Source organism: Roseibium algicola, assembly GCF_001999245.1.
Classification (GTDB): Bacteria; Pseudomonadota; Alphaproteobacteria; order Rhizobiales; family Stappiaceae; genus Roseibium; species Roseibium algicola.
In genome coordinates this window covers 914,256-934,489 of sequence record NZ_CP019630.1, presented here as the reverse complement: position 1 = coordinate 934,489, position 20,234 = coordinate 914,256, and the positions used below count along the sequence as shown (strand labels likewise).

General features: G+C 59.7%; 20 protein-coding genes. 6 read left to right on the top strand and 14 right to left on the bottom strand.

Translation table 11 applies throughout. From position 1 onward, the window contains the following. Window positions 1-112: 112 nt before the first annotated feature. The 3 genes from B0E33_RS04420 to B0E33_RS04410 form a co-directional block, all read right to left on the bottom strand. Window positions 113-1,426, bottom strand: a complete 1,314-nt coding sequence (locus B0E33_RS04420; protein ID WP_139314023.1) for an O-antigen ligase family protein — start codon at window positions 1,424-1,426, stop codon at window positions 113-115. A 152-nt stretch (window positions 1,427-1,578) separates the two neighbouring features. Next, window positions 1,579-2,901, bottom strand: a complete 1,323-nt coding sequence (locus B0E33_RS04415; protein ID WP_077290539.1) for a glycoside hydrolase family 5 protein — start codon at window positions 2,899-2,901, stop codon at window positions 1,579-1,581. Further along, window positions 2,898-4,118 (bottom strand): glycosyltransferase, encoded by a 1,221-nt coding sequence (locus B0E33_RS04410; protein ID WP_077290538.1) that lies wholly within the window; start codon window positions 4,116-4,118, stop codon window positions 2,898-2,900. Before B0E33_RS04410 ends, B0E33_RS04415 begins: the two co-directional genes overlap by 4 nt. A 354-nt stretch (window positions 4,119-4,472) precedes the next feature. On the opposite strand from B0E33_RS04410, the gene B0E33_RS04405 reads away from it, so the two are divergent. Together B0E33_RS04405 and B0E33_RS04400 are read left to right on the top strand one after the other, a co-directional pair. Beyond that, the gene (locus B0E33_RS04405) at window positions 4,473-5,087 is read left to right on the top strand and encodes an LbetaH domain-containing protein (protein WP_055658374.1); all 615 of its coding nucleotides are present in this window, start codon (window positions 4,473-4,475) and stop codon (window positions 5,085-5,087) included. Between the two features lie 163 nt (window positions 5,088-5,250). Continuing rightward, window positions 5,251-6,039, top strand: a complete 789-nt coding sequence (locus tag B0E33_RS04400) for a WecB/TagA/CpsF family glycosyltransferase (RefSeq protein ID WP_077290537.1) — start codon at window positions 5,251-5,253, stop codon at window positions 6,037-6,039. Here the strand turns inward: B0E33_RS04400 and B0E33_RS04395 are convergent. Both B0E33_RS04395 and B0E33_RS04390 read right to left on the bottom strand, forming a co-directional pair. Then, window positions 6,036-6,797: a cobalt-precorrin-6A reductase gene (locus B0E33_RS04395; RefSeq protein ID WP_077290536.1), complete on the bottom strand. Its 762-nt coding sequence runs from the start codon at window positions 6,795-6,797 to the stop codon at window positions 6,036-6,038. The genes B0E33_RS04400 and B0E33_RS04395 overlap by 4 nt on opposite strands. After that, window positions 6,787-7,881, bottom strand: coding sequence for a cobalt-precorrin-5B (C(1))-methyltransferase (locus tag B0E33_RS04390; RefSeq protein ID WP_077290535.1), 1,095 nt, complete (start codon window positions 7,879-7,881; stop codon window positions 6,787-6,789). The genes B0E33_RS04395 and B0E33_RS04390 overlap by 11 nt, the downstream gene beginning before the upstream one ends. A 130-nt stretch (window positions 7,882-8,011) precedes the next feature. On the opposite strand from B0E33_RS04390, the gene cobA reads away from it, so the two are divergent. Together cobA and B0E33_RS04380 are read left to right on the top strand one after the other, a co-directional pair. Then, a complete protein-coding gene (cobA, locus tag B0E33_RS04385) occupies window positions 8,012-8,902 on the top strand; it encodes a uroporphyrinogen-III C-methyltransferase (RefSeq protein WP_208997758.1) in 891 nt (296 codons plus the stop codon). After that, window positions 8,892-10,211 carry a cobyrinic acid a,c-diamide synthase CobB gene (locus B0E33_RS04380; protein WP_077290534.1) on the top strand — a complete coding sequence of 440 codons (1,320 nt, stop codon included), beginning with the start codon at window positions 8,892-8,894 and terminating at the stop codon, window positions 10,209-10,211. The genes cobA and B0E33_RS04380 overlap by 11 nt, the downstream gene beginning before the upstream one ends. On the opposite strand, the gene B0E33_RS04375 is transcribed toward B0E33_RS04380, so the two are convergent. From B0E33_RS04375 to B0E33_RS04335, 9 genes are all read right to left on the bottom strand, one after another. Beyond that, entirely contained in the window at window positions 10,208-10,837 is a 630-nt protein-coding gene (locus B0E33_RS04375; RefSeq protein ID WP_077290533.1) for a class I SAM-dependent DNA methyltransferase, read from the bottom strand. The two genes, B0E33_RS04380 and B0E33_RS04375, sit on opposite strands and share 4 nt — an antisense overlap. Window positions 10,838-11,020: 183 nt before the next feature. Further along, window positions 11,021-11,794 (bottom strand): precorrin-4 C(11)-methyltransferase, encoded by a 774-nt coding sequence (gene cobM / locus B0E33_RS04370; protein ID WP_023001619.1) that lies wholly within the window; start codon window positions 11,792-11,794, stop codon window positions 11,021-11,023. After that, on the bottom strand, window positions 11,791-13,713 hold the full coding sequence (gene cobJ / locus B0E33_RS04365) for a precorrin-3B C(17)-methyltransferase (RefSeq protein WP_077290532.1): 1,923 nt from the start codon (window positions 13,711-13,713) through the stop codon (window positions 11,791-11,793). The genes cobM and cobJ overlap by 4 nt, the downstream gene beginning before the upstream one ends. Beyond that, window positions 13,683-14,408 carry a precorrin-2 C(20)-methyltransferase gene (gene cobI, locus B0E33_RS04360; RefSeq protein WP_197923118.1) on the bottom strand — a complete coding sequence of 242 codons (726 nt, stop codon included), beginning with the start codon at window positions 14,406-14,408 and terminating at the stop codon, window positions 13,683-13,685. The genes cobJ and cobI overlap by 31 nt, the downstream gene beginning before the upstream one ends. Beyond that, complete coding sequence (gene cbiE, locus B0E33_RS04355; RefSeq protein ID WP_077290531.1) at window positions 14,405-15,619, bottom strand: precorrin-6y C5,15-methyltransferase (decarboxylating) subunit CbiE; 1,215 nt, start codon at window positions 15,617-15,619, stop codon at window positions 14,405-14,407. Before cbiE ends, cobI begins: the two co-directional genes overlap by 4 nt. Next, entirely contained in the window at window positions 15,616-15,870 is a 255-nt protein-coding gene (locus B0E33_RS04350) for a hypothetical protein (RefSeq protein ID WP_077290530.1), read from the bottom strand. Before B0E33_RS04350 ends, cbiE begins: the two co-directional genes overlap by 4 nt. A 1-nt stretch (window position 15,871) precedes the next feature. Next, window positions 15,872-16,513 carry a precorrin-8X methylmutase gene (locus tag B0E33_RS04345; protein ID WP_077293142.1) on the bottom strand — a complete coding sequence of 214 codons (642 nt, stop codon included), beginning with the start codon at window positions 16,511-16,513 and terminating at the stop codon, window positions 15,872-15,874. A 22-nt stretch (window positions 16,514-16,535) separates the two neighbouring features. After that, the gene (locus B0E33_RS04340) at window positions 16,536-17,699 is read right to left on the bottom strand and encodes a sirohydrochlorin chelatase (protein ID WP_077290529.1); all 1,164 of its coding nucleotides are present in this window, start codon (window positions 17,697-17,699) and stop codon (window positions 16,536-16,538) included. Continuing rightward, window positions 17,696-17,935 carry a DUF6732 family protein gene (locus tag B0E33_RS04335; RefSeq protein ID WP_031269597.1) on the bottom strand — a complete coding sequence of 80 codons (240 nt, stop codon included), beginning with the start codon at window positions 17,933-17,935 and terminating at the stop codon, window positions 17,696-17,698. The genes B0E33_RS04340 and B0E33_RS04335 overlap by 4 nt, the downstream gene beginning before the upstream one ends. A gap of 406 nt (window positions 17,936-18,341) precedes the next feature. On the opposite strand from B0E33_RS04335, the gene B0E33_RS04330 reads away from it, so the two are divergent. Beyond that, window positions 18,342-18,716 carry a DUF2946 family protein gene (locus tag B0E33_RS04330; RefSeq protein ID WP_077290528.1) on the top strand — a complete coding sequence of 125 codons (375 nt, stop codon included), beginning with the start codon at window positions 18,342-18,344 and terminating at the stop codon, window positions 18,714-18,716. Between the two features lie 85 nt (window positions 18,717-18,801). Continuing rightward, on the top strand, window positions 18,802-20,202 hold the full coding sequence (locus B0E33_RS04325) for a PepSY-associated TM helix domain-containing protein (RefSeq protein WP_077290527.1): 1,401 nt from the start codon (window positions 18,802-18,804) through the stop codon (window positions 20,200-20,202). Window positions 20,203-20,234: the final 32 nt, after the last annotated feature.

The following is a 20,234-nucleotide window of genomic DNA, read 5'->3' as shown; positions in this document are numbered from 1 at the left end:
CTTATTGCTTGTAAGCACTTATGGTTAGTGAACTGCTAATTTGCGGCAAGACTACGGTGCTCCGACACCACGAAGCCCGCTGTCATTTGCCTGCGGCCAGAGAGGGGGGGCACTAGTTCTGCGAACGATTGTCCCAGGTGCGAACCACTGCATGCGGCAGCAGCGCGGCAAGCAAGAAAATCAGCCAGTTCAGGGAAAAAGAACGAAACCAGGCGCTCTCCAGCATGTTGTGACAGGTGACGAAGAGGATCAACGAATAGCAGAGAAAGGCAATCCGGTAGTCCAGGGAAACGACCCGGGCTGCGGAAAACAGAGCGGTCAGGATAACCAGGAACAATAGCGAAATTCCGACAATGCCGAGTTCGAGCATGACATCGAGATAACCGTTATGAGCCTGGATCAGCAAAATGACGAAACCCGGCGCCTCACGGAAGGCAATTGAATCGGACCCCGTGGCCCAGAAAGACGCATAGCCCTGGCCAAGTACCGGGGCTCTGGAAATCACATCCACGACAAACGCCCAGATGAACGTCCGGCCGGTGTAGGTCTCGTCATTGAACAGGAACAGAGACAGGTCCGAGAACCCGAACCGCGTAAGGAGCGAGAGGAAGGACAGAAGAACGGCGCCGGTAACCGCTCCGAAAATCAGCAGCAATGCCGCATTGATACGGAAGAGGAACGCCATGCCGACTGCAATATAGGCGATGACCGGCATGAGGACGGCAAGCCCGAGGGATGTTTTCGACTGACTGAGAACAAGCAGGCCAAAAGCCAGTGCCGAAATGATCAGCATGCCGAAACGTTTCAGAAAACCGCGCGAAACCAGAAACCCGTAGATATTGAACATCATGGCCAAAGCCATGACCGCGCCCAGATTGTTTTTCTGGGTGTAGATGCCTGCGTGACCGATAGGTGTCGGCGGTAGCAGGACGACTGCAACCGCATTCATCAGAACAACGGTATTCATCAGCAGCATCAGTCGGCTTAGCAGTGAGCGGGCGTCGTCCGTAAAAGAAACCGAAATCACAAGGCTCATCACAATGATGATCTGCAAGACCACGCGGCGAAACGCAATTCCGGGTGCATGAGACCAGAGCACGCTCGTGACAGCGAGCAGCAGATAAAGCATCAGGATCCAGATAAGCGGACTTTTCAGAACCGTAAACGCGTTGAGCAAGCGCCGCCCCGCCGATACCAGCAGAACCATGAACAGGCAGATCCAGAACAATTGGTTCAGTGCGTTGGACTTTGACGCGCTGATGTTGGCCGCGGTGTCTTCACCTCCGGACGACACCAGAAAGAATGGGCTGATCAACATCGGATAGGCAAGCAGCAGCACCGGAATCCAGTTGAAGATCCTGTCCAGCAACGTTTGCCCGTGCATGGCGGCCTGTGGCCCGGACTGTTCAACGGGGTGAACTGTCAAATCCCAGTCTCCAGATCAATTGCAGCTGCAGAAGCTTTCTGCCGGCCCGCACCACTAGGTATGATTCGCAGCTGTCAGCTCAATCTATCAGTCACGATTTCGCACAGTCGACTGCAAATTCCGCATCAACTGTCGTGCCTGGATGACGCGGTTCATAGCGCGTCTGCGTTGAGCCCCAAGGTATCGACCATAGCCGGCTCGACGGTTCTTTTGACGTTGTCGGTCATCAGACCGAAGCCTTCGTAGTAGTCCCACAAGGCCCAGCCAAAGCCGCGTTCCTCCACCACTGTGCGGACGTCCTTGATCCAGGCAAGCCTGCTTCCATCGTCCGGAAGTCCTTTCGGGGGACGGATAGCACTGAATTCACCAAGCACGATCTGATCCGGGGAAATGTCATGTTTTTCCGCCCACTGCGAGATCGTGTCAAAGCGGCTTTCAATGAAATTCCGGTCGGGCCTTTCACGTTTATAGTAGTCCCTGACACCGTCCATCGCCTTGTCGAAGGCATAGTCGGGAACGTCGACATCGGCTGCCTTTAGGGCGGCGATATGCTGACGAGTCCTCTCTTCGGCAGTCTCCACGTCACCCGCCGTCCAGGGATAGCTGAGGCCCGCGATATAGCGGAGAGGGTCCAATACCCAGGGGAGGGATTGATGGGTGAAATAGAAGGGCTCGTAGAAATGGAAGTCGACGATGATCTTGTCGTCATAGCCGTCGAGACTCATGTACTCGAGGCCTTCCATGGACCGCCAGCAGCCCGGGGTAAGGACAATCGGCAGGTCTGGCGCAACACTGCGCGCCCTGTCATACAGCTGCTTTTGAGAGACAGACCAGTCCTGTCTGTCTTCTTCGAAACAGACGCCCTGCGGCTCGTTCATCAGTTCCAGTGCGACCTTGTCCGTCGGCAGATCGCGGATCCGCTTGGCGACTTCTTCCACAAGGTCGGAATAAGCCTGAAAGCGCGGGCCATCGGGTGCATCGCTCAAAATGTCGACAGGTGCCCATTCCGTGAGATATGCAGCCGGATGCAGATCAACCATCACGGTAAAGCCGCTGTCCAGTAAGCGAACCGTTATGGATTTCGTATCATCCAGCAATATGCGGCGTTCGCTGTCCGTCGCGGCCAGAAAGACGCCGGCGTCGATCGGAAAGCGAATGAAGTCGAACCCGAGCGCGCGCAGGCGTTCAAGTTCGGCGTCGGAGACCTTGGACAATTCGCCCCGGAACGGTGGCCAGAGATATTTTCCCGGCCGCTCGGGATCCCGATAGGCAAAATTTTGCAGTCTGGAAACATTGATACCCCGTTTGAATTTGGGGATCGACATCGTCTCCTCCTTCGCTGCCTGAGTTCCGGCAGCGATGGCATTCTGACGTTCGTCCAGATACAGGAAACCACCAAGGAAAACGAGGAAAGCCAGACCAAAAGCAAGCGCGGTCAGCCAGGACCATAGGCGCTTCGACTTTTTTGCGGTCACGTGCGGCTCCGTTGTTGATCTGGGGTCAAGACAGCTTCCAGGTCCTGACGGTAACTTTCAAGGATCATTGCAGGGTTGAACCGGTCGTGCAAGATTTGCTCGCTTGCCACAATCTGGCTGCGATAGTGAGCTGATTTTTCCGCCAATTCCTTGAAAGCGGCCGCAATTCCAGCGACATCACCGGGGTTCACGCCGATACCGACATCGATGTCGTCAAGATAACCGTCGATACCCGTATCCTTGCCGTAGATAATCGGCAAACCGGCAAACAGCGCTTCCAGGTAGACCATCCCGAAGGTCTCGTTGTAGCTGACCAATGCCATCGCAAGATAGTGCGGCAGAACCTCGAACAGGTCCTTGCTGTTCATCGGTCCAAGGATCCGTACGCTGTCGCCGAGCCCCAGTTCGGCAATTTCCTTTTTCGCCGCTTCCACGGCCTCCGCACTGCCGGGGCCGATCAGGTCCAGCCCGATGTCCGGGTGTGTTTTTTGGAAAACGGCAAATCCCTGCAGCAGGTCGGACATTCCTTTCCGGCGGCGCATGTCCAGATCGAACACGCTGACGAACCGGGGGATCGGATCCTTTACCGGCACTTTGCTGGTGGAGTTTCCAACGATGTTTGGAAGCAGTCTTTCCTTCTCAGGCTGCGCTGGAACATACGTGTGGTAGGTGTCCCGGAACCAGGCGGAGATATGATAGATCTTGTCCGCACGTGCCGCGATCCGGCGCATCAGGCTCCGGTACGTCGGCTTGAACAGCAGTATCTTGCGTTCCGATTCACCGCGAACGGAAATGAACAGCCGGGTATCCGGTCCAAACCGTTCCGCCAGCCACAGTCCCGCGATGCCTTCAAACGAGAGTTTATGTGCGTGAACGAGGGCAGGTGTCTCACGCTCGGTCTTCAGCGTCTTAAACACATGTCTTGCGATACGTCGCATCGCCGATGCGAGACCTATACCCATCGGCAGGCCGAAATAGCGGTAGGAGAATAGCCGCACGCCTTTTATCTCACCGCAATCCTTGAAGCTGGCCTGCCAGGGCAAGCTGGTCCGGTCCATCGTGACGACGATGTGTCTGCCAAAGTCCACGCCGGTGACGAGACGCTCGATTGCGGTGGTTCTGCGATGGAATTGCTGCGGGTTCGGGTAGTCGGCGCTCAGATGCAGGATGAGAGGTGCTGCTGCACCCGGTTCACCGAATTCTGCTCTTGTGTCCATTGTTTCCCTCGGCAGCGAATATTAGCGGCAGAACGGTTGCGCCGCGCTCATCGGTCTTTGATTGCAACAAGGCCGCAGGTCGTTCTATCAGCCTGTTTGATCGTCATTTTCGGGGCAAACTTCTCTCATCACGTTTCAATAAAGAGTGAATGCCGCGACCTTGCGTCACCAACGGCTTCATTCTGGAGCGTCACGGGACACCGAAAATGTACAATCGACAAAAATAACTAACTTTAAACGACAGTTCGTCACATTGCCGGCAGGCAGCCCCCAAGGTTGAAGGGCGTCCCCATGTTGGCCGGGAACACGTTTCACGAACAACCTGCTGGAGGGAGCTGCGCAGGAGGACGATGAATGCCGAACCAGATCGACGAAGACAGGGACGCCAGGGCGCTCGGCGCGCAAAGCTTCGGCCTGAAGAACAGGCTATTCCGTATCCTCTGGGGCATAGTCTGGTTCCTTCTGGCCTCCTGGACGCAGCCGTTGCATGGTTGGCGCCGTTGGCTCTTGCGACAGTTCGGAGCGACAGTGGGGGAGGGTGTCTATGTGGCTCCATCCGCCAGGATATGGCATCCGGGCAACCTGATCCTGGAGGATTTCGCCGCGATCGCAGACGGCGCGGATATCTACAACATGGGTCCTGTCACGATCGGCCGGTACGGTGTCGTCTCCAAGCGCGCGCACATCTGCGCGGGAACGCATGACATCAACGACGACAAGTTCCTGCTGATCGCAAAACCCATTGTTCTGGAGGCCTATAGCTGGGTTGCCGCTGAAGCCTTTGTTGGCCCCGGGGTTCGTGTCGGTGAGGGAGCTGTTCTGGGAGCGCGTGCGGTAACGGTGAAAGACCTGGCTCCATGGACTGTTTATGCAGGTAATCCTGCCAAGGCGCTCAAGGAGCGGGCGCGGTTTGAGCGTAGTGACGTGCCGAAGCGGGGATGGCGTGAACCGTTGGAAACCGCCGACTGATTTTCCCTCCGATTCAACGTGCCCGTCAGGCCCATTAAATATCGGTAACTACGAACTTTCTAACGGCTATGTTTACAACTGCTTAGAGACCGATCGGATATTGCTCTAATGCGTTCGCCGCCGTCGTAACCGGGACGAACGTAAAGGGGAGACTGGGAACGGAATGCTGGCAAGAGATTTCGAGAGTGAACTGCTGGGGTGCCGGATCGAAGCAACCGCTATCGGTCCGTTTGCCATCGGGCGTCTTCGCTCCCGGGATGCCATCCAGCTTGTCGAGGCCGCCGTTCAAAAGCGGCAGAATCTCGATATTGCCATCTGCAACGCTCATACGCTCCTGTCAGCGATGGATGATCCTCGCTACGCTGCAACACTCCAGAAAATGACGCTTCTGAACGACGGAATCGGTATCAGCCTTGCCAGCAAGCTGCTCAGGGAAGAGCCGTTTCCGGAAAATCTGAACGGGACTGACCTCATTCCCCGGATCCTGGCGAACATCGGCATTCCGCTCCGAATCTATCTGCTCGGCGCCAAGGAAGAACAGGTTCGCCTTGCCAAGGAGCATATCGAGACTGCCTATCCGAAGCACCAGGTGGTTGGCTACCGGGACGGCTATTTCGCAAGCGATGAACTGGACAGCTTGTGCCAGGGGATCAACGAGGCAAAGCCGGACCTTTTGCTTGTTGCCATGGGGAACCCCAGGCAAGAGACTTTCATCGTTGAAAATCGGTCGGCGCTGGCTGTACCTGTCGCGATCGGGGTCGGGGCGCTGTTTGACTTCATGTCCGGGGCCGTTGTCCGCGCACCGAAGATTGTTCAGGCCGCCGGCCTTGAGTGGCTGTTCCGCCTGTTGCAGGAACCTCGCCGCCTGTTCCGCCGCTATGTCATCGGCATACCGCGTTTTCTGTTTGCCCTGATGAAAATTAGATTTTCCAGGTCCGGCGTTTCGCGCTAGCTCCCACGTGCAAGGATCTGCCGTAACCGGTCAACGAGCGCTGAATTCGTTGGAGCAGTTTCGGCCTCCGGTAGTTCTGGCCGGGCGATCATGATGACGGGAAGTTTCAAGGTCCGCGCAGCCTCGATCTTGGCATAGGAACGACTGCCACCACTGTTTTTCGTCACCATATGAGTGATGTTCTTTTCCAGAAACAGCGAAACTTCCTCGTCGGCAGATGCCGGGGGGCGGGAGAGGATCAGCTCCCAGGCGGAAGGTAGTCGTGTTTTGGGCGGCTCGATCATCCGGACAAGGCCGAAAATATCGTTTCGATGGGTGAAGCGCTCGATCTCCTTGCGGCCAATGGCCAGGAAGGCGCGCGCGCCAGCAGGAAGGGCCTTGGCCGCATCGTCCATCGTCAGGACATTTTTCCAGGCGTCGCTTTCACCGGGGTGCCAGCATGGCCGCTCCAGGCGCACAAGCGGTACCTTGAGCATCTTGGCGGCTTCGGCCGCATTACGGCTCATCTGGGCAGCGAAGGGATGGGTCGCATCGACAATGACGGTGATCCTTTCGTGCCGCATGAAGGCAAGCAGACCTTCGGTGCCGCCAAAACCGCCGACGCGTGTCGGGACGCCAAGATCAGGCAGATCGCGAACCGCTCCGGCAAAAGAGGCGGTCAGGCGACTTTCCGGAAATGTTTCCGCCAGCGTTCTGGCCAATTGCCGGGCTTCGCTTGTTCCGGCGAGCAGCAGGATATGATCTGCCTTAGCGGTCAAAGCCTGTTTCTCCCAGCACCTTGCCCTGGCGGTCGGTGATCAGAACTTCCACATCCACCGGCGCATCGCGCAGGATCTGGCGGACGGCGTCCTTCGTTCGCCGCGCAAGTGGGCCACTGAGATCGATACCGGCAACCAGGGAGGCATCCAGCACCTCCTTGGCCGTATTGGCCGAGGCGGCCTGTTCGATCAGATCAGCGGAAGCGTTCTCCTGACGCAGAAGATCCTGAAGGAATTCGAAGTCGACGGAGCTGCGGGCCGAATGCAGATCGAGCGCCCCTTGAGCCAGCTTGGTGAACTTCGCAAATCCGCCTGCGAGGGTCAGCCGGTCGACCGGATGACTGCGCAGGTACTTCAGCAAACCGCCGGCGAAATCCCCCATGTCGAGAAAGGCGGTTTCATCCAGATCGTAACGGGCCTTGACCGCGTCTTCGGAACTGGCGCCGGTTGCGCCAACCACATGTGACAGCCCGACTGCGCGCGCAACATCGATGCCCCGATGAATGGACGCAATCCACGCAGCGCAGGAAAACGGCCGGACGATGCCGGTCGTGCCAAGTACGGACAAGCCCCCCAGGATGCCAAGCCTGGGATTCATCGTCTTGAGGGCGAGCTCTGCACCTCCTTCGATCGAGACCGTTATCTCGACATCGCCGGCCCCGCCATTCAGTTGGGAAACCTCATCGATTGCCGTCCGCATCATCTGGCGCGGCACCGGATTGATGGCAGGTTCACCCGGCGGGATTGGCAGGCCAGGTCTTGTGACGGTACCGACACCTTCTCCGGCCCTGAAAACTACTCCAGAACCAGGAGACAACAGGTTGACGGTTGCACTGACCAAGGCGCCATGGGTCACGTCGGGGTCGTCCCCCGCATCCTTGACGATGGCGGCGGAAGCCGATTTTCCTGAAAGCGTATGCCGGGTCAGCGCAAAGGACGCCGTGCCACCCTTGGGCAGGGTGATTTCGACCGGATCCGGGAAATCGCCGGTCAAAAGGGCCTGATACGCCGCCTTGGTGGCTGCTGTCGCACAGGCTCCCGTCGTCCAGCCCCGCCGCAGCTCTTTTGGCTCTTCCTTCGACATGCTCTTTCTATAGACGATGAAATTCCGCTTTGTGCATATTAGTTTATGTGCGCGATGAAATGTCGTTTTCGCATCGTTTTTGATCGCCGAAGCGCTTGGCGTTACCGGGCCACACGGGTAAACAGGAACCATGACTGGAGAAGACGACAACAACAGACCGCATGAAGGCTTGCCGGGAGACCTGCCAGGTGGGTTACCCGTGTTCGAACCCGGCTGGGTTTGGCTTGCCGGTGCAGGTCCGGGCGACCCCGGCTTATTGACCCTGCATGCGCTCAATGGTCTGCGCCAGGCCGATGTTGTCGTGTTTGATGCCCTTGTCGATCAGAGCATTCTTGCCTGGGTCAAACCGGGAGCCGTGACAGACTACGCGGGCAAGCGCGGCGGCAAACCGAGCCCGAAACAGCGCGACATAACCTTGAAGCTGATCGATTACGCCCGCGAAGGCAAAAGGGTGCTTCGCCTGAAGGGCGGCGATCCTTTCGTCTTCGGCCGCGGTGGCGAGGAAGCGCTCGGCCTTGTCGAGGCCGGTGTGCCGTTCCGCATCATTCCCGGCATCACCGCCGGTATCGGTGGTCTGGCCTATGCGGGTATTCCTGCAACCCACCGGGACTGCAATCAGGCAGTCACCTTCCTGACAGGTCATGACCAGACGGGCCTCACCCCGGACGCGATCAACTGGGATGGTATCGCCAAGGGTTCGCCTGTCATTGTCATGTATATGGCGATGAAGCACCTGGACGTCATAGCCGGCAAACTGATTGCCGGTGGACGATCTGTGGATGAACCTGTGGGTATCGTGTGCAATGCGTCCCTTGCGGGCCAGGACGTTCTGGAAACCACGCTGGGCCGCTGCGCTGAAGAGGCGAAGGCTGCCGGGATCGAACCTCCGGCAGTTGTTTGTGTCGGTGAGGTTGTCCGTCTGCGCAAGGGGCTCGACTGGCTCGGCGCCCTGTCGGGCAAGTTGCTGGACAGTGACCCGCTAGACCTGCGCATATCCTCCCGTTCTGCCGATGCCGGCTGACACTGCCAAGGCAGGCGCCAAGGGTGTTCTGATCGCGGCGCCATCGTCAGGTGCTGGCAAGACCACACTGACGCTTGCCTTGCTGCGGGCGCTGAAATCCGCCGGGCGTTCGGTCGTTTCGGCCAAATCCGGCCCGGATTACATCGATCCGAAATTCCACGAAGCTGCCAGTGGTGTGTCCTGCATCAACCTGGACGCCTGGGCTATGGACCCGGCGACACTGCAGATGCTTGCCCACCGTCAAGCCGACAGTCATGACGTTCTCGTGGTCGAAGGCGCCATGGGGCTTTTCGACGGAGCTGCCAGCGGCAAGGGCTCGGCTGCCGACCTGGCGGCAACGCTGCATCTACCTGTGATTCTCGTCGTCGATTGCGGCAAACAGGCCCAGTCGGTCGCAGCGCTTGTTCATGGGTTTCAAAGCTTCCGGCCGGATATCAATCTCGCAGGCGTTATTCTCAACAAGGTTGGCAGCCCGCGCCACGAAGCCATGTTGCGCGCAGCGCTGGCACCGCTCGCCATCGATGTTCTGGGTGTCTTGCCGCGGGCTCAGGAACTAGGCCTTCCCGAACGCCACCTGGGGCTTGTCCAGGCGGGGGAGCATCCGGATCTGGAGGCCTTTCTGGAAAAGGCGAGCGACCTGTGTACCCGGAATGTAGACCTGAACCGCCTGGAAACATTGGCTGCACCACTGAGCCCTGCCGGTGATAACAGGGAAAACCTGCCTGCGCCGCTTGGCCAGTGCATTGCCATTGCCTGGGACGTTGCCTTTGCCTTTTCCTATCCGCATCTGCTGGAGTTCTGGCGAAAGCAGGGCGCGAGGCTCGAGTTTTTCTCGCCACTCGCGAATGAAGCACCGTCACCTGATGCCGATGCAATTTTTCTCCCCGGCGGTTATCCGGAGCTACATGCCGGAAAGCTGGCTGCGGCAGACAGGTTCAAGGCTGGGGTTTTGCGGGCCGCAGCTACCGGAAAGCTGATCTATGGCGAGTGTGGTGGCTACATGACACTCGGCAAGGGCATGATCGATGCCGATGGCACACGCCACGAAATGCTGGGGCTTTTGCCGCTGGAGACCTCGTTTCAGACCCGCAAGCGTCACCTCGGGTACCGAAAAGTCATGCCACTCCGTGGCCTGCCCTGGCAAATGCCGCTATCCGCACACGAATTCCACTATGCCTCCATAATGTCGGAAGGCGGGGCGGAGCGGCTGTTTTCAGCGGAAGATGCCGAAGGCAACGAACTGGTGCAGATGGGGCTGTGCGCTGGATCGGTCATGGGCTCTTTTGCCCATGTCATCGCTCGCGCCTAAACCACCTCAAGCACGACCAGCTCGCAATAGACGTCTTCCTTGGTGTGATAGGGATTATGGGTGATCTCCAGCGTCCTTGTCTTGCCGTCCTGTTCCAGCTTCTCGACCTTGGCCTTGAAGCCGTCGGCCGCCCAGGCGCTATCGCGTACTGTCAGGACGATAGGAGCACCCGGTTTGGCGATGCGCAGCAGTTCGTCGATCCCTTCCGGCCCCACATGGCCATTCGTGAAGACGCCCGCGCTGACGATGCCGTCATAAATGTTGTCGTCAATGTCCGAGAGCGGGCCCATCATGTCGGCCTGGGAAAGATTGCGGTAGGTCCCCCGACTGCGCGACAGCTCCAGCATTGCCGGCGTCAGGTCGATGCCGTCAATGGTCAGGGCTGAATTGCGACTGACAAGCTCGCTCCCGACGAGGCCGGTCCCACAGCCTGCGTCCAGAACCAGCGCCGTTTTGGGCAGGCGTTTGACCAGTGCTTCCGCTGCAATCCTGGGACCGACATACCCTATGGTCTGAAGCAGGTCGGCATCGTAGGTCTCCGCCCAGTCCGCGTAGAACTTGCGAATGGCATCGGGATCACCGCTGAGAGAAATCGCCTGTTTCAGAAGTGGGTTTTCATCTGTCATGGGGCTGCTCCTGGCCGGTCTTAATCCTGTTGAGATTAGGCGAGGGCGGGAGCGGTATGCAAATGAGCGCTCTCGGACAGGCAAATATTCGCTCGATTAACCTGCGAAGCGTTTCGCGACCTCCCGCTTGTCGATGATGACAGACAGAGGAAGGCCGCGAAGTGGTTTAGTTCCGCCGGTTCCTCAGGCTTTCGCCTTCTTCTTCGGGCGCAGCACATGCACGTGGTCGGCGTCGTAAAGGGCACTGTCGCGGAAGTCAGCTGCGGGCTTCAAGGCATGGCCGACGAAGATCAACGCGGTGCGGGTGATCTTGGAGGCACGCACTTCTGCGGCAATGGTCGACAATGTGCCGTGAATGAAGGCCTCATCCGGCCAACCGACACGGTAGGCGACGATCACCGGGCAATCGGCACCGTAATGCGGCGTCAACTGACGTTCGACTTCCCGCAGGTTCCTGATCGACAGGTGAATTGCCAGGGTCGCCCCGCTCTTGCCGAGCGTGTCCAGGTCCTCGTTGTTCGGCATCGCCGAGGATTTCATTGCCGTGCGGGTGACAATGATGGTCTGGGCAACTTCGGGGATGGTCAGCTCGGTCTTGAGTGCAGCGGCCGCGGCCGCGAAGGCCGGCACGCCCGGTGTTACATCATAATCGATGCCGAGTGCGTCCAGACGGCGCATCTGCTCCGCCGTTGCACCGTAAATGGAAGGGTCGCCGGAATGAACCCGGGCAACGTTCTGGCCCTTTTCATGGGCAGCCTTGATCTCGTCGATGATCTCGTCAAGCGTCATCGGGGCCGTGTCTATGACGCGTGCACCTTCCGGTGCGGCGGCAACGATCTGTTCAGGTACCAGCGAGCCCGCGAAAAGGCAGACCGGGCAGGATTGGATGAGCTTCAGGCCGCGAACGGTGATGAGATCGGGATCGCCAGGTCCGGCGCCAATGAAATGAACGGTCATGATTTGTCATCCGTTTCGAGAATGTCGGAAATGTCGGTCGTTACGTCTTCCATCAGGGACGAAGGCGCGGCTTCAATGGCAACTGGTGCTGCTTCCACCGGCTTTGGTGCGTCGATCCGCTTGGCATAACCGCGCGGTGTATAGACGAAAGGTTTCCCGTCACCGCGCATGACGGTGCGGGTGTTGGTCGAACCGACCAGCACGGTGGTCAGCATGTCGACATCGTCGACGCTGAGCGCATGCAGACTGGTGACGCGGATGGTTTCCTCCGGCCGGCCAAGATTGACGCCGAGAATGACCGGTGTCGCTGCCGAGCGGTGCTCCAGCAGGATTTCCTTTGCGGCTGCAAGCTGCGTGCGGCGGCGTTTGGACACCGGGTTGTAGAAGGCAATCACGAAGTCGCCCTCGGCTGCTGCCCTCAGGCGCCTTTCGATCACCTCCCACGGGGTAAGGAGATCGGACAGCGAGATCGCGCAGAAATCATGGCCAAGCGGCGCGCCGATACGGGCCGAGCAGGCCTGAAGGGCTGAAATGCCCGGCGCGTTTGTGACGCTGACCCGCTTGGCGGCATCCGACACACCGCCATACTCCTCATTCCTGTGCAACAGTTCATAGACCAGCGAACCCATGGCGTAGATGCCGGCATCACCGGAGGAAATCAGCGCGACATTCTTGCCCTTGCCGGCTTCTTCCAGCGCAAAGCGGACGCGATCCTCTTCCGCGCCAAGCGGGAAGTTGTGGTGGGTCTTGCCGGTAATGTGCTGGTCGACAATGTCGAGATAAAGCGAGTAGCCGACAACGTCGGTTGCTTCCGCCAGAAGCTTGGTGGCCTCCGGTGTGCGCCAGTCGTCCTTGCCCGGACCGATACCGATAACGGACAGATGTCCGCGAGCCCGACCGACCGTGTCGGTGTCAATCCACTTCGGAGACCGTGCAATGGCGCAAGTTGCGTTTTCGGTTTTCTGCTTTTCGACCTTCAGCGTTCCAAAGGCGCCGGACGCGGCCAGGGCAGCCCCTTCAGACACTCCGTAACAGCCGACTTCCTTGAAGACGACGGGCGACGGGTTTTTCAGACGCGGGGTCTCGCGTTGCAGGTCTTCTGCGGAAAAGACCCGAAGCGGCACATCCAGATGCGCAGCGAGAGCATTGACAGCGGCCTCATCTGCCTTGAGGTCGATGGTCGCGATGCAGGCAACAGCGCCCTTGGCAATGTTGGCTCCCGCCAGTTCGGTCTCGACCAGTTCGATCAGTTCGGCCGCATCGCACCCGCGCGCGCAGCCGACGCCAACAGCATAGCGCTGCGGGTGGTAGACCAGACGCGTCGGGCTTGCTTCTTCCGGATGTTCGGTTGCCGAAAGCGTGATGGCGGCATCGTCTGCCTGCTGCAGCTTTGCCTCTTTCAGCCAGTCGGCGCGGCCTTCCAGGCGAACGGGAGCGCCGGAGAGCAGCTCGGCCATCACCGGTTTTGCATCTTCCGGATTGGCGAGACGCCAGCCGCGGGGCGGGGCGTCGAGCGCAACACCAAGCTTGGTGTCCCCAGCCGTCGTGATCGCCGCGTGCCCACCGAGAGCGCTGGCCAGAAGCTTGGCCAGTTCGTTGGCGCCGCGATGACCACCGAGCAGCGGAACGACACTCTTGCCGTCTTCCGACACGGCGATCACCGGCGGTTCGGTTGTCTTGTCGGACAGGACCGGTGCAAGCGCACGGATCAGAATGCCGCTGGCGCAGAAGCCGACGATCGGATGACCGGCCTGAAACAACAGGCGGATATGGTCGATCGTCTCGTTGAACTGGGTGTCCGCTGTCGGCACACGGCCCGCAAGCCCGTGGATGCGGGCGGTTGAAAACCGTCTGGCGATCACTTCGGCAGCGGCGAGGCCGGCCTGGTTCAGGACGAGTAGGATGGGGGAAGCGTCCACGCTTCTTCTCCCTTGTAGATGAGGATCATGGAAAAATAGGGGGCGGTGTCGGTCTCAAGGTCGATGAGCCGATGAACCTTCTGCTCCGGCAGGCTGGCACGTTCCACGTAGCCGGCCTTTTCCAGCAGCCCCATGTCGGAAAGCAAGGTCTTCAGCCGTGTCAGGTGACGGCCAACCTTCATGATGGCAACCGCCTGGGCTTCTTCGATCTTGCGGCGGATGTCCGCGTCCGGAAGCGGGCCTGGAATGACGGTTAGTACATCGTTTCGTGCCGTCAGCGGTCGTCTCAACTGAGCGGCGCAGGCTGTCAGCGAGGTGACCCCGGGCACGATTTCTATCGTGAAACGGTCGGACAGGCGCTCGAACAGATACATGAAAGAACCGAAGAAGAATGGATCTCCTTCACACAAGGTCACGACATCCTCACCGTTTGCCAAAACGGCAGCTATCTCTTCGGCGGCCTTGTCGTAGATCTCCTGTGCCGGGAACCTGTCGACCCGCATCGGTACGACAATCGGGATTTCCCGCACGCCGACAGGGATCACATCAGAGGCGATTGACCGGGCAAAGCTTTCACCGGAATCGGGCGCGGGGTAGGCAATTACCCGTGCGCTTGCGATCAGCCTGTGCGCCTTCAGGGTCATCAGCTCCGGATCGCCCGGGCCAAGACCTATGCCATAGAGTGTGCCCGTCATGATTTCGTCAGGCTCCACTGCGTCACGGGCATCAGGGGACGCCATCCGGTCAAGCCGCCGACGGCGCTTGCCCGGTGAACGGAAACTTTCTTCAAAGTGCCTCCATGAGACTGATAGGCGGAGAGGAGTATTGCCTCGCTCTCCAGGGTCACTGCATTGGCGACAAGCCGTCCCCCGGGACCTAGCGCTGCAAGACAGGCCTTGATCACACCGGAGGCTGTCAGGCCGCCGCCAATGAAGATCGCGTCCGGCTGTGGCAGATCGTGGAGGCCTTCCGGAGCGGTCGCGTCCGACAGTTCCAGATGTGGGACGCCGAGCGCGACAGCGTTTTCAGCCGCCATTTGCCGCCGTTCCACATGCGGCTCCAGGCCGATGGCCCGGGTTCGGTCGGCTGCCCGCAACCATTCGATGGCAATCGAACCGCAGCCTGCACCGACATCCCACAAGAGTGCGCCTGGGTGAGGCTTCAACTCCGCCAGTGTGATGGCGCGGATGTCCTGCTTGGTCATCTTGCCGTCGTGGCGAAAGGCATCATCGGCAAGGCCGGGTATCCGCGCACGGAACCGCACACCGGGGTCGGCAATCACATCCAGAGCAAGTGTGTGAAAATCGGCAACCTCGGTCGACCAGTCTTCCGCGGTACCTGCGACGCACCTTTCCCTGGTGCCGCCGAGATGCTCCAGAACCGTCATCCGGCTGCGCCCATAGCCTTCGTCGGCCAGGAGGTCAGCCACCTGGCGGGGAGTTTCCGCATTGCTGGTTAGACACAGGATCCGGGCGCCCGGGTAAAGCGATGCCCGCAACAGATCGACTGGTCGACCATGAACCGACAGGCAGTCGGTTTCCTGCAAGGCCCACCCCATTCGTGCGGCAGCCAGCTGGAACGCGGACGGCGAGGGCAGCACCATCAGCTCGTGCGCAGGGAAATGCTTCAGCAAGGACGAGCCGATGCCGAACCACATGGGATCTCCTGTCGCCAACACCGCGACGCGCTTCTGCCTGAGCGCTGCCAGATCTTCGAAGACGGTTGCAAACGGGCTGGGCCATGTCCGTTTCTCGGCAGTGATCCCGCCCGTCAGCTCCAGGTGTCGGGTGCCGCCATAAACGATATCTGCACCTGCCAGGGCTTCTGCACCACCCGGAGCCAGAACACCGTCCTCGCCCAGGCCAACCAGCGTCAACCACGGGCGCTTGTCTGTCGAGGAAGTCATTTGTCCTCCAGACGATAAGGTTTGATCACCGGTTTTACCGACAGGTCCTGTGGCGTGCCGCTACTGCTTGGCGATACCTGCCGGGCACCCCGTGACCGGTGATGGACCGGCTGGTCACCACTGCCGTCCGCAGGCGTCTTGACCGAACCTCCCGGCTGGGACAGGAAACCGCGTGACCGCAGAGGCTTTTTGCCGCCGACGGATTTCAATCCGGTTGGTTTCTCGTCGTCTTTCGGCGGACCTCCGGCCATCTTACGTTTCCTCCGGCAGGCCGGCGGCAAGAGCGTTGACTGCGGCGGCAGCCATGGCCGATCCGCCCCTGCGGCCGCGAACAGCCAGGAAGGGTACCTTGAACGGATTGGAGATCAGAGCCTCCTTGGATTCCGCGGCGCCCACAAACCCGACCGGGAACCCCAGAACCAGCGCCGGTTTCGGTCCGCCGGCGGCAATCATTTCAAGCAGATGGAAGAGAGCCGTCGGCGCATTGCCAACCGCAACGATGGCTCCCTCCAGCCTGTCGCGCCAGAGCTCCACCGCGGCAGCCGAGCGGGTCGTGCCGAGCTCTTTGGCAAGGGTCGGAACCGCGGGGTCATTCAAGGTGCAAACCACGTCGCAGTCAGTCGGAAGACGGGAGCGAATGACGCCATGCACCACCATCTCCACATCGCAAAAGACGGGTGCGGCCCGCGCGAAGGCATCCTGCGCGGCAGACAGGATATCCTCCGACCAGGCAAGATCCTGCGGAAGGTCTGTCATGCCGCAGGCGTGGATCAGACGCACCGCGACCGGTTTCAGCCCGTCGGGTAGATGAGACAGTTCTGCTTCCGACCGCACGATTGAAAAGGATTGGCGGTAAATCGCCGCCGGGTCCTTTTCATAGTCGTAGGACGGCATGGTTTCGGTGCTCACGGCAGCCTCAGTCTCCGCGGTTCAACGACCGGGGGCCGTGCGGATGGTCTGCGTGCGGGTAGGGGTGGTGGTGATGATCGTGATCATGCCCGTGCCCGTGCCCGTGCCCGTGGCTATGCCCATGCTCGTGCGAATGATCATGAGAGTGGCCATGATGATGCGCGTGATCATGCCCATGGTCATGGGAGTGATCGTGATGATGATGACCATGGTCGTGGTGATGATGACCACCCGCCTGCACCTGCTTTTCGCAGGCTCCGGTGCAGATCTCGTCACACAGCTTGCATTCTGCTTCCGCGCCGAGGCCTTCCACGTGATGGTGGTGGCTTTCCTGGGCCAGACCCACTTCGGCTTCGAAGCCAAGGACCTGTTCGCGGTACTTGCACATCTGGCAGTTCATCAGATTTGCGCCCTGCAGGATCTCCTGCACCCGATCGGCCATCGTGTCGATCACCTGCGGGTGGTCGTTCAGATAACCGGCTTTCAGGAATTCGATTTCCGGATGTTTGGCGGCAACTTCTTCCGTGGTCGAATAGATCCGCTGGACCAGTACGCCGGTGAACAGGAAATAGGGGAACACGATGACGCGCTTGTAGCCGAGCTTTGCCGCATGTTCGAGACCGGGGCCGACCAGGGGGAAGGTGACGCCGGAGTAGCAGGTTTCCGCCCAGCCGAAACCGAAGCCTTCCCAAAGCATGCGGGTAATCTTGGAGACGTTGGAGTTCGCGTCCGGATCGGAAGCACCGCGCCCGACCACCATCAGCAGGGTCTCGTGCAGCGGAACATCGCTGTCGGCAGCGTCGATCGCTTCCTGAACACGGGCAGCGGCGGCTTTCACCATGCGTGTGTCGACGGCCAGTTCCCGGCCATAGGAGATCGTCATCTCCGGATGCATGGCCTGATAGGTGTTCAGGACCGAGGGAATGTCGTTCTTGGCGTGACCTGCGGCAAACAGCATGCCCGGCACGGCCAGAACGCGGGTGCAGCCGGCCTCGCGCAGCTTGTTCAGTCCGTCATGAATGACCGGGTTGGCGAATTCCAGATATCCGTATTCCACCGGCCAATCGGGGAAGCGAGCCGTCAGGCCTTTCGCCAGCTGTGCAAATTGCTTTACGGCACCCTTGTTGCGGCTGCCATGGCCGCAGATCATCAGTCCGAGTTTTTCGCTCATTGAGCAGCTTCTCCGGCAGTCTCGTCGTCTTCCGGACGGGCTTCAGGCGCGTCTTCGGCTTTTTTCTGCTTCTTGTCTTTGAGGGCGATGATGCCGGCGACGAGCGCGGCACCGGCAAGGGCTGCGACCCCGACCCAGTGGGAATGACCGGCGAGTTCGCCAAGATGGCCCCCATGGGCAAAGGCGGAGGTAGGCAGCGCGGCGGCAAGGCCTGCAAGGATGGTCCGTCTGATCATGTCTCTCCCCAGTGGCTGATGCCGGATCGGCAGCGTGGCAACAGGCGTCGGGAAGAATGAAAGCAAACACGCGCAAAAGCCGGCGGAGCCGGTTGATCTGCAGATGCCTTGGACAGCTCCGGCCTTGGTCCCCTGCTTGGGTCAACCTCATCCGGAATGGCTTTCAGTCCCTCCACGGGACGCCGTCAGGTGGGCGCACCTTAGGGGAGTGGCCATAGCGGATCAAGCATGAAAGCGACATCCATTGGCACGAGGCAGCCATGGTCTGAAACCGGCAATCGTTGCGTCTTGCGGCTCCCCGAAAAGAACCGGTTTGTCTTTGTCATCCCTTTGGATTAGTGATCAACCTGTCTCGATTCGGGGTAAGTGGGGCGTGGAAAATTTCCGGCGAAAACATCCGGACCTTATGGCGGCAGCCAGGCTACTGCTTCTGCTGCCGTTTCTGGTCACGGCGCTTGTGCCCAAGGGGTACATGCCGGACGTGCGCGCGGATGGCGGTTTTACCGTCACGCTGTGTACCACCGAGGGCCTTCGCACTGTTACGCTGGATGCGAACGGTGCAGAAATTCCGCCGGGTTCCGACGAGGATAGCCCTGCGGAAAAGGCCTCCCGCCATTGCGTCTTTGCCGGTGTCGGTGCGTTTGCTGCGCCTGACAGGGTGCCTTTCCTTTTCGTGCAGGAAGAGATCTCCCGCCAACCGGTTTTTCTCCCTGCAAAGGTCTGGGCTTCCAGCACGCCGCGCGGCCGCAACTTTGCCCGCGCACCGCCGCTCAACGCGTGATCTTTCCGAACCTTATCTGAACTCGTTTTGAACCCGAGGTCTGTCCGGCTTTTGCCGCACGGACGCACTCGGGTGTGGAGATCCCATGAGCAACATCCCTTCGGACGCTGTAAATGCGTCGACCCCCAGCCGATTTTACCTGGCTGCCTGGCGTTGGCACTTTTACGCCGGTCTTTATGTTGTGCCGTTTCTGATCATGCTGGCCGTCACCGGCCTTTTGATGATGTTTATTTCTGTTCTTGATGGCCGCGACGGGGAATACATCAAGGTTGCAATTGCCGGCGAACCAGTGGCGCTGTCGCAGCAGGCCGGCGCTGCGCTGGCAACGCGCGGGCAGGGCGCGAGCCTGGTGGAATGGATCGGCGCCAAGACCGCCGACGGAGCCAATGTCTTCCGCGTCAACGACGCTGGCACCAATTACATGGTGGCAGTTGATCCTTATTCGGGCTCGGTCGTTGAGAGCTGGATCCGGCGTGACGGCTGGTATGACCTACTGAACGACATTCACGGGACGCTGCTGGTCGGCGATCTTGGTGATCGTCTGATCGAAATCGCAGCCGGCCTTGCCATCGTGCTGATCGTGACCGGTCTTTATCTGTGGTGGCCACGGGCAGGCAGTGGAAATGCTCTTGTGCCGGATCTTCGCGCAAATGGTCGTGCGCTCTGGAAGAGCCTGCACAAGATGATCGGCGCCTATGTTTCTCTCATCCTGCTGGTCTTCCTGGTCAGTGGTCTCTCCTGGGCCGGTGTCTGGGGCGAGAAATTCGTTCAGGCCTGGAGCACCTTTCCAGCCGAAAAATGGTCGAACGTGCCTCTGTCCGACGACACCCACGCCTCGATGAACCATGGCTCGATAAAGGACGTTCCCTGGGGGCTGGAACAGACAAGCATGCCGATGTCCGGCTCTGATGCCGGCACCGACGCGATTGCTGCCGGAACGCCTATTGATCTGGACAGTATTGCCGCGTTCGGCCGGAAAATCGGCTTTGAAGGGCGGTTCCGGGTGAACCTTCCCGGCAATGAAACCGGTGTCTGGACCATCAACCAGGATTCCATGAGCAACGACTCAGAGAACCCGATGGTCGACCGCACGGTGCATATCGATCAATACACCGGGCGGATCCTGGCTGATGTCGGTTTTGCGGATTATTCCCTGCCGGCCAAGGGCATGGCCATCGGTATCGCCTTTCATGAAGGCGACATGGGGCTCTGGAACGTGGTGCTCAACACCTTATTCTGCCTGTCGGTGATTTTCCTTTGCGTCAGCGGGCTTGTCATGTGGTGGCTGCGACGGCCCAAAGGTTCCGCCCTTCGGGTTTTTGCACCGAAATCGCCGGACGACCTGCCGCATTGGCGCTGCGCGATGATCCTGATGCTGGCCGTCTCCCTGGCCTTTCCGCTGGTCGGCATCACGCTATTGAGCGTGCTGGCGCTGGACTATCTTGTTGTCAAACGCGTGCCGGTTCTGAGAAAGGCCATCGGATGACGACGTAAAGGGCGACTGAAGAGGCCACTGTT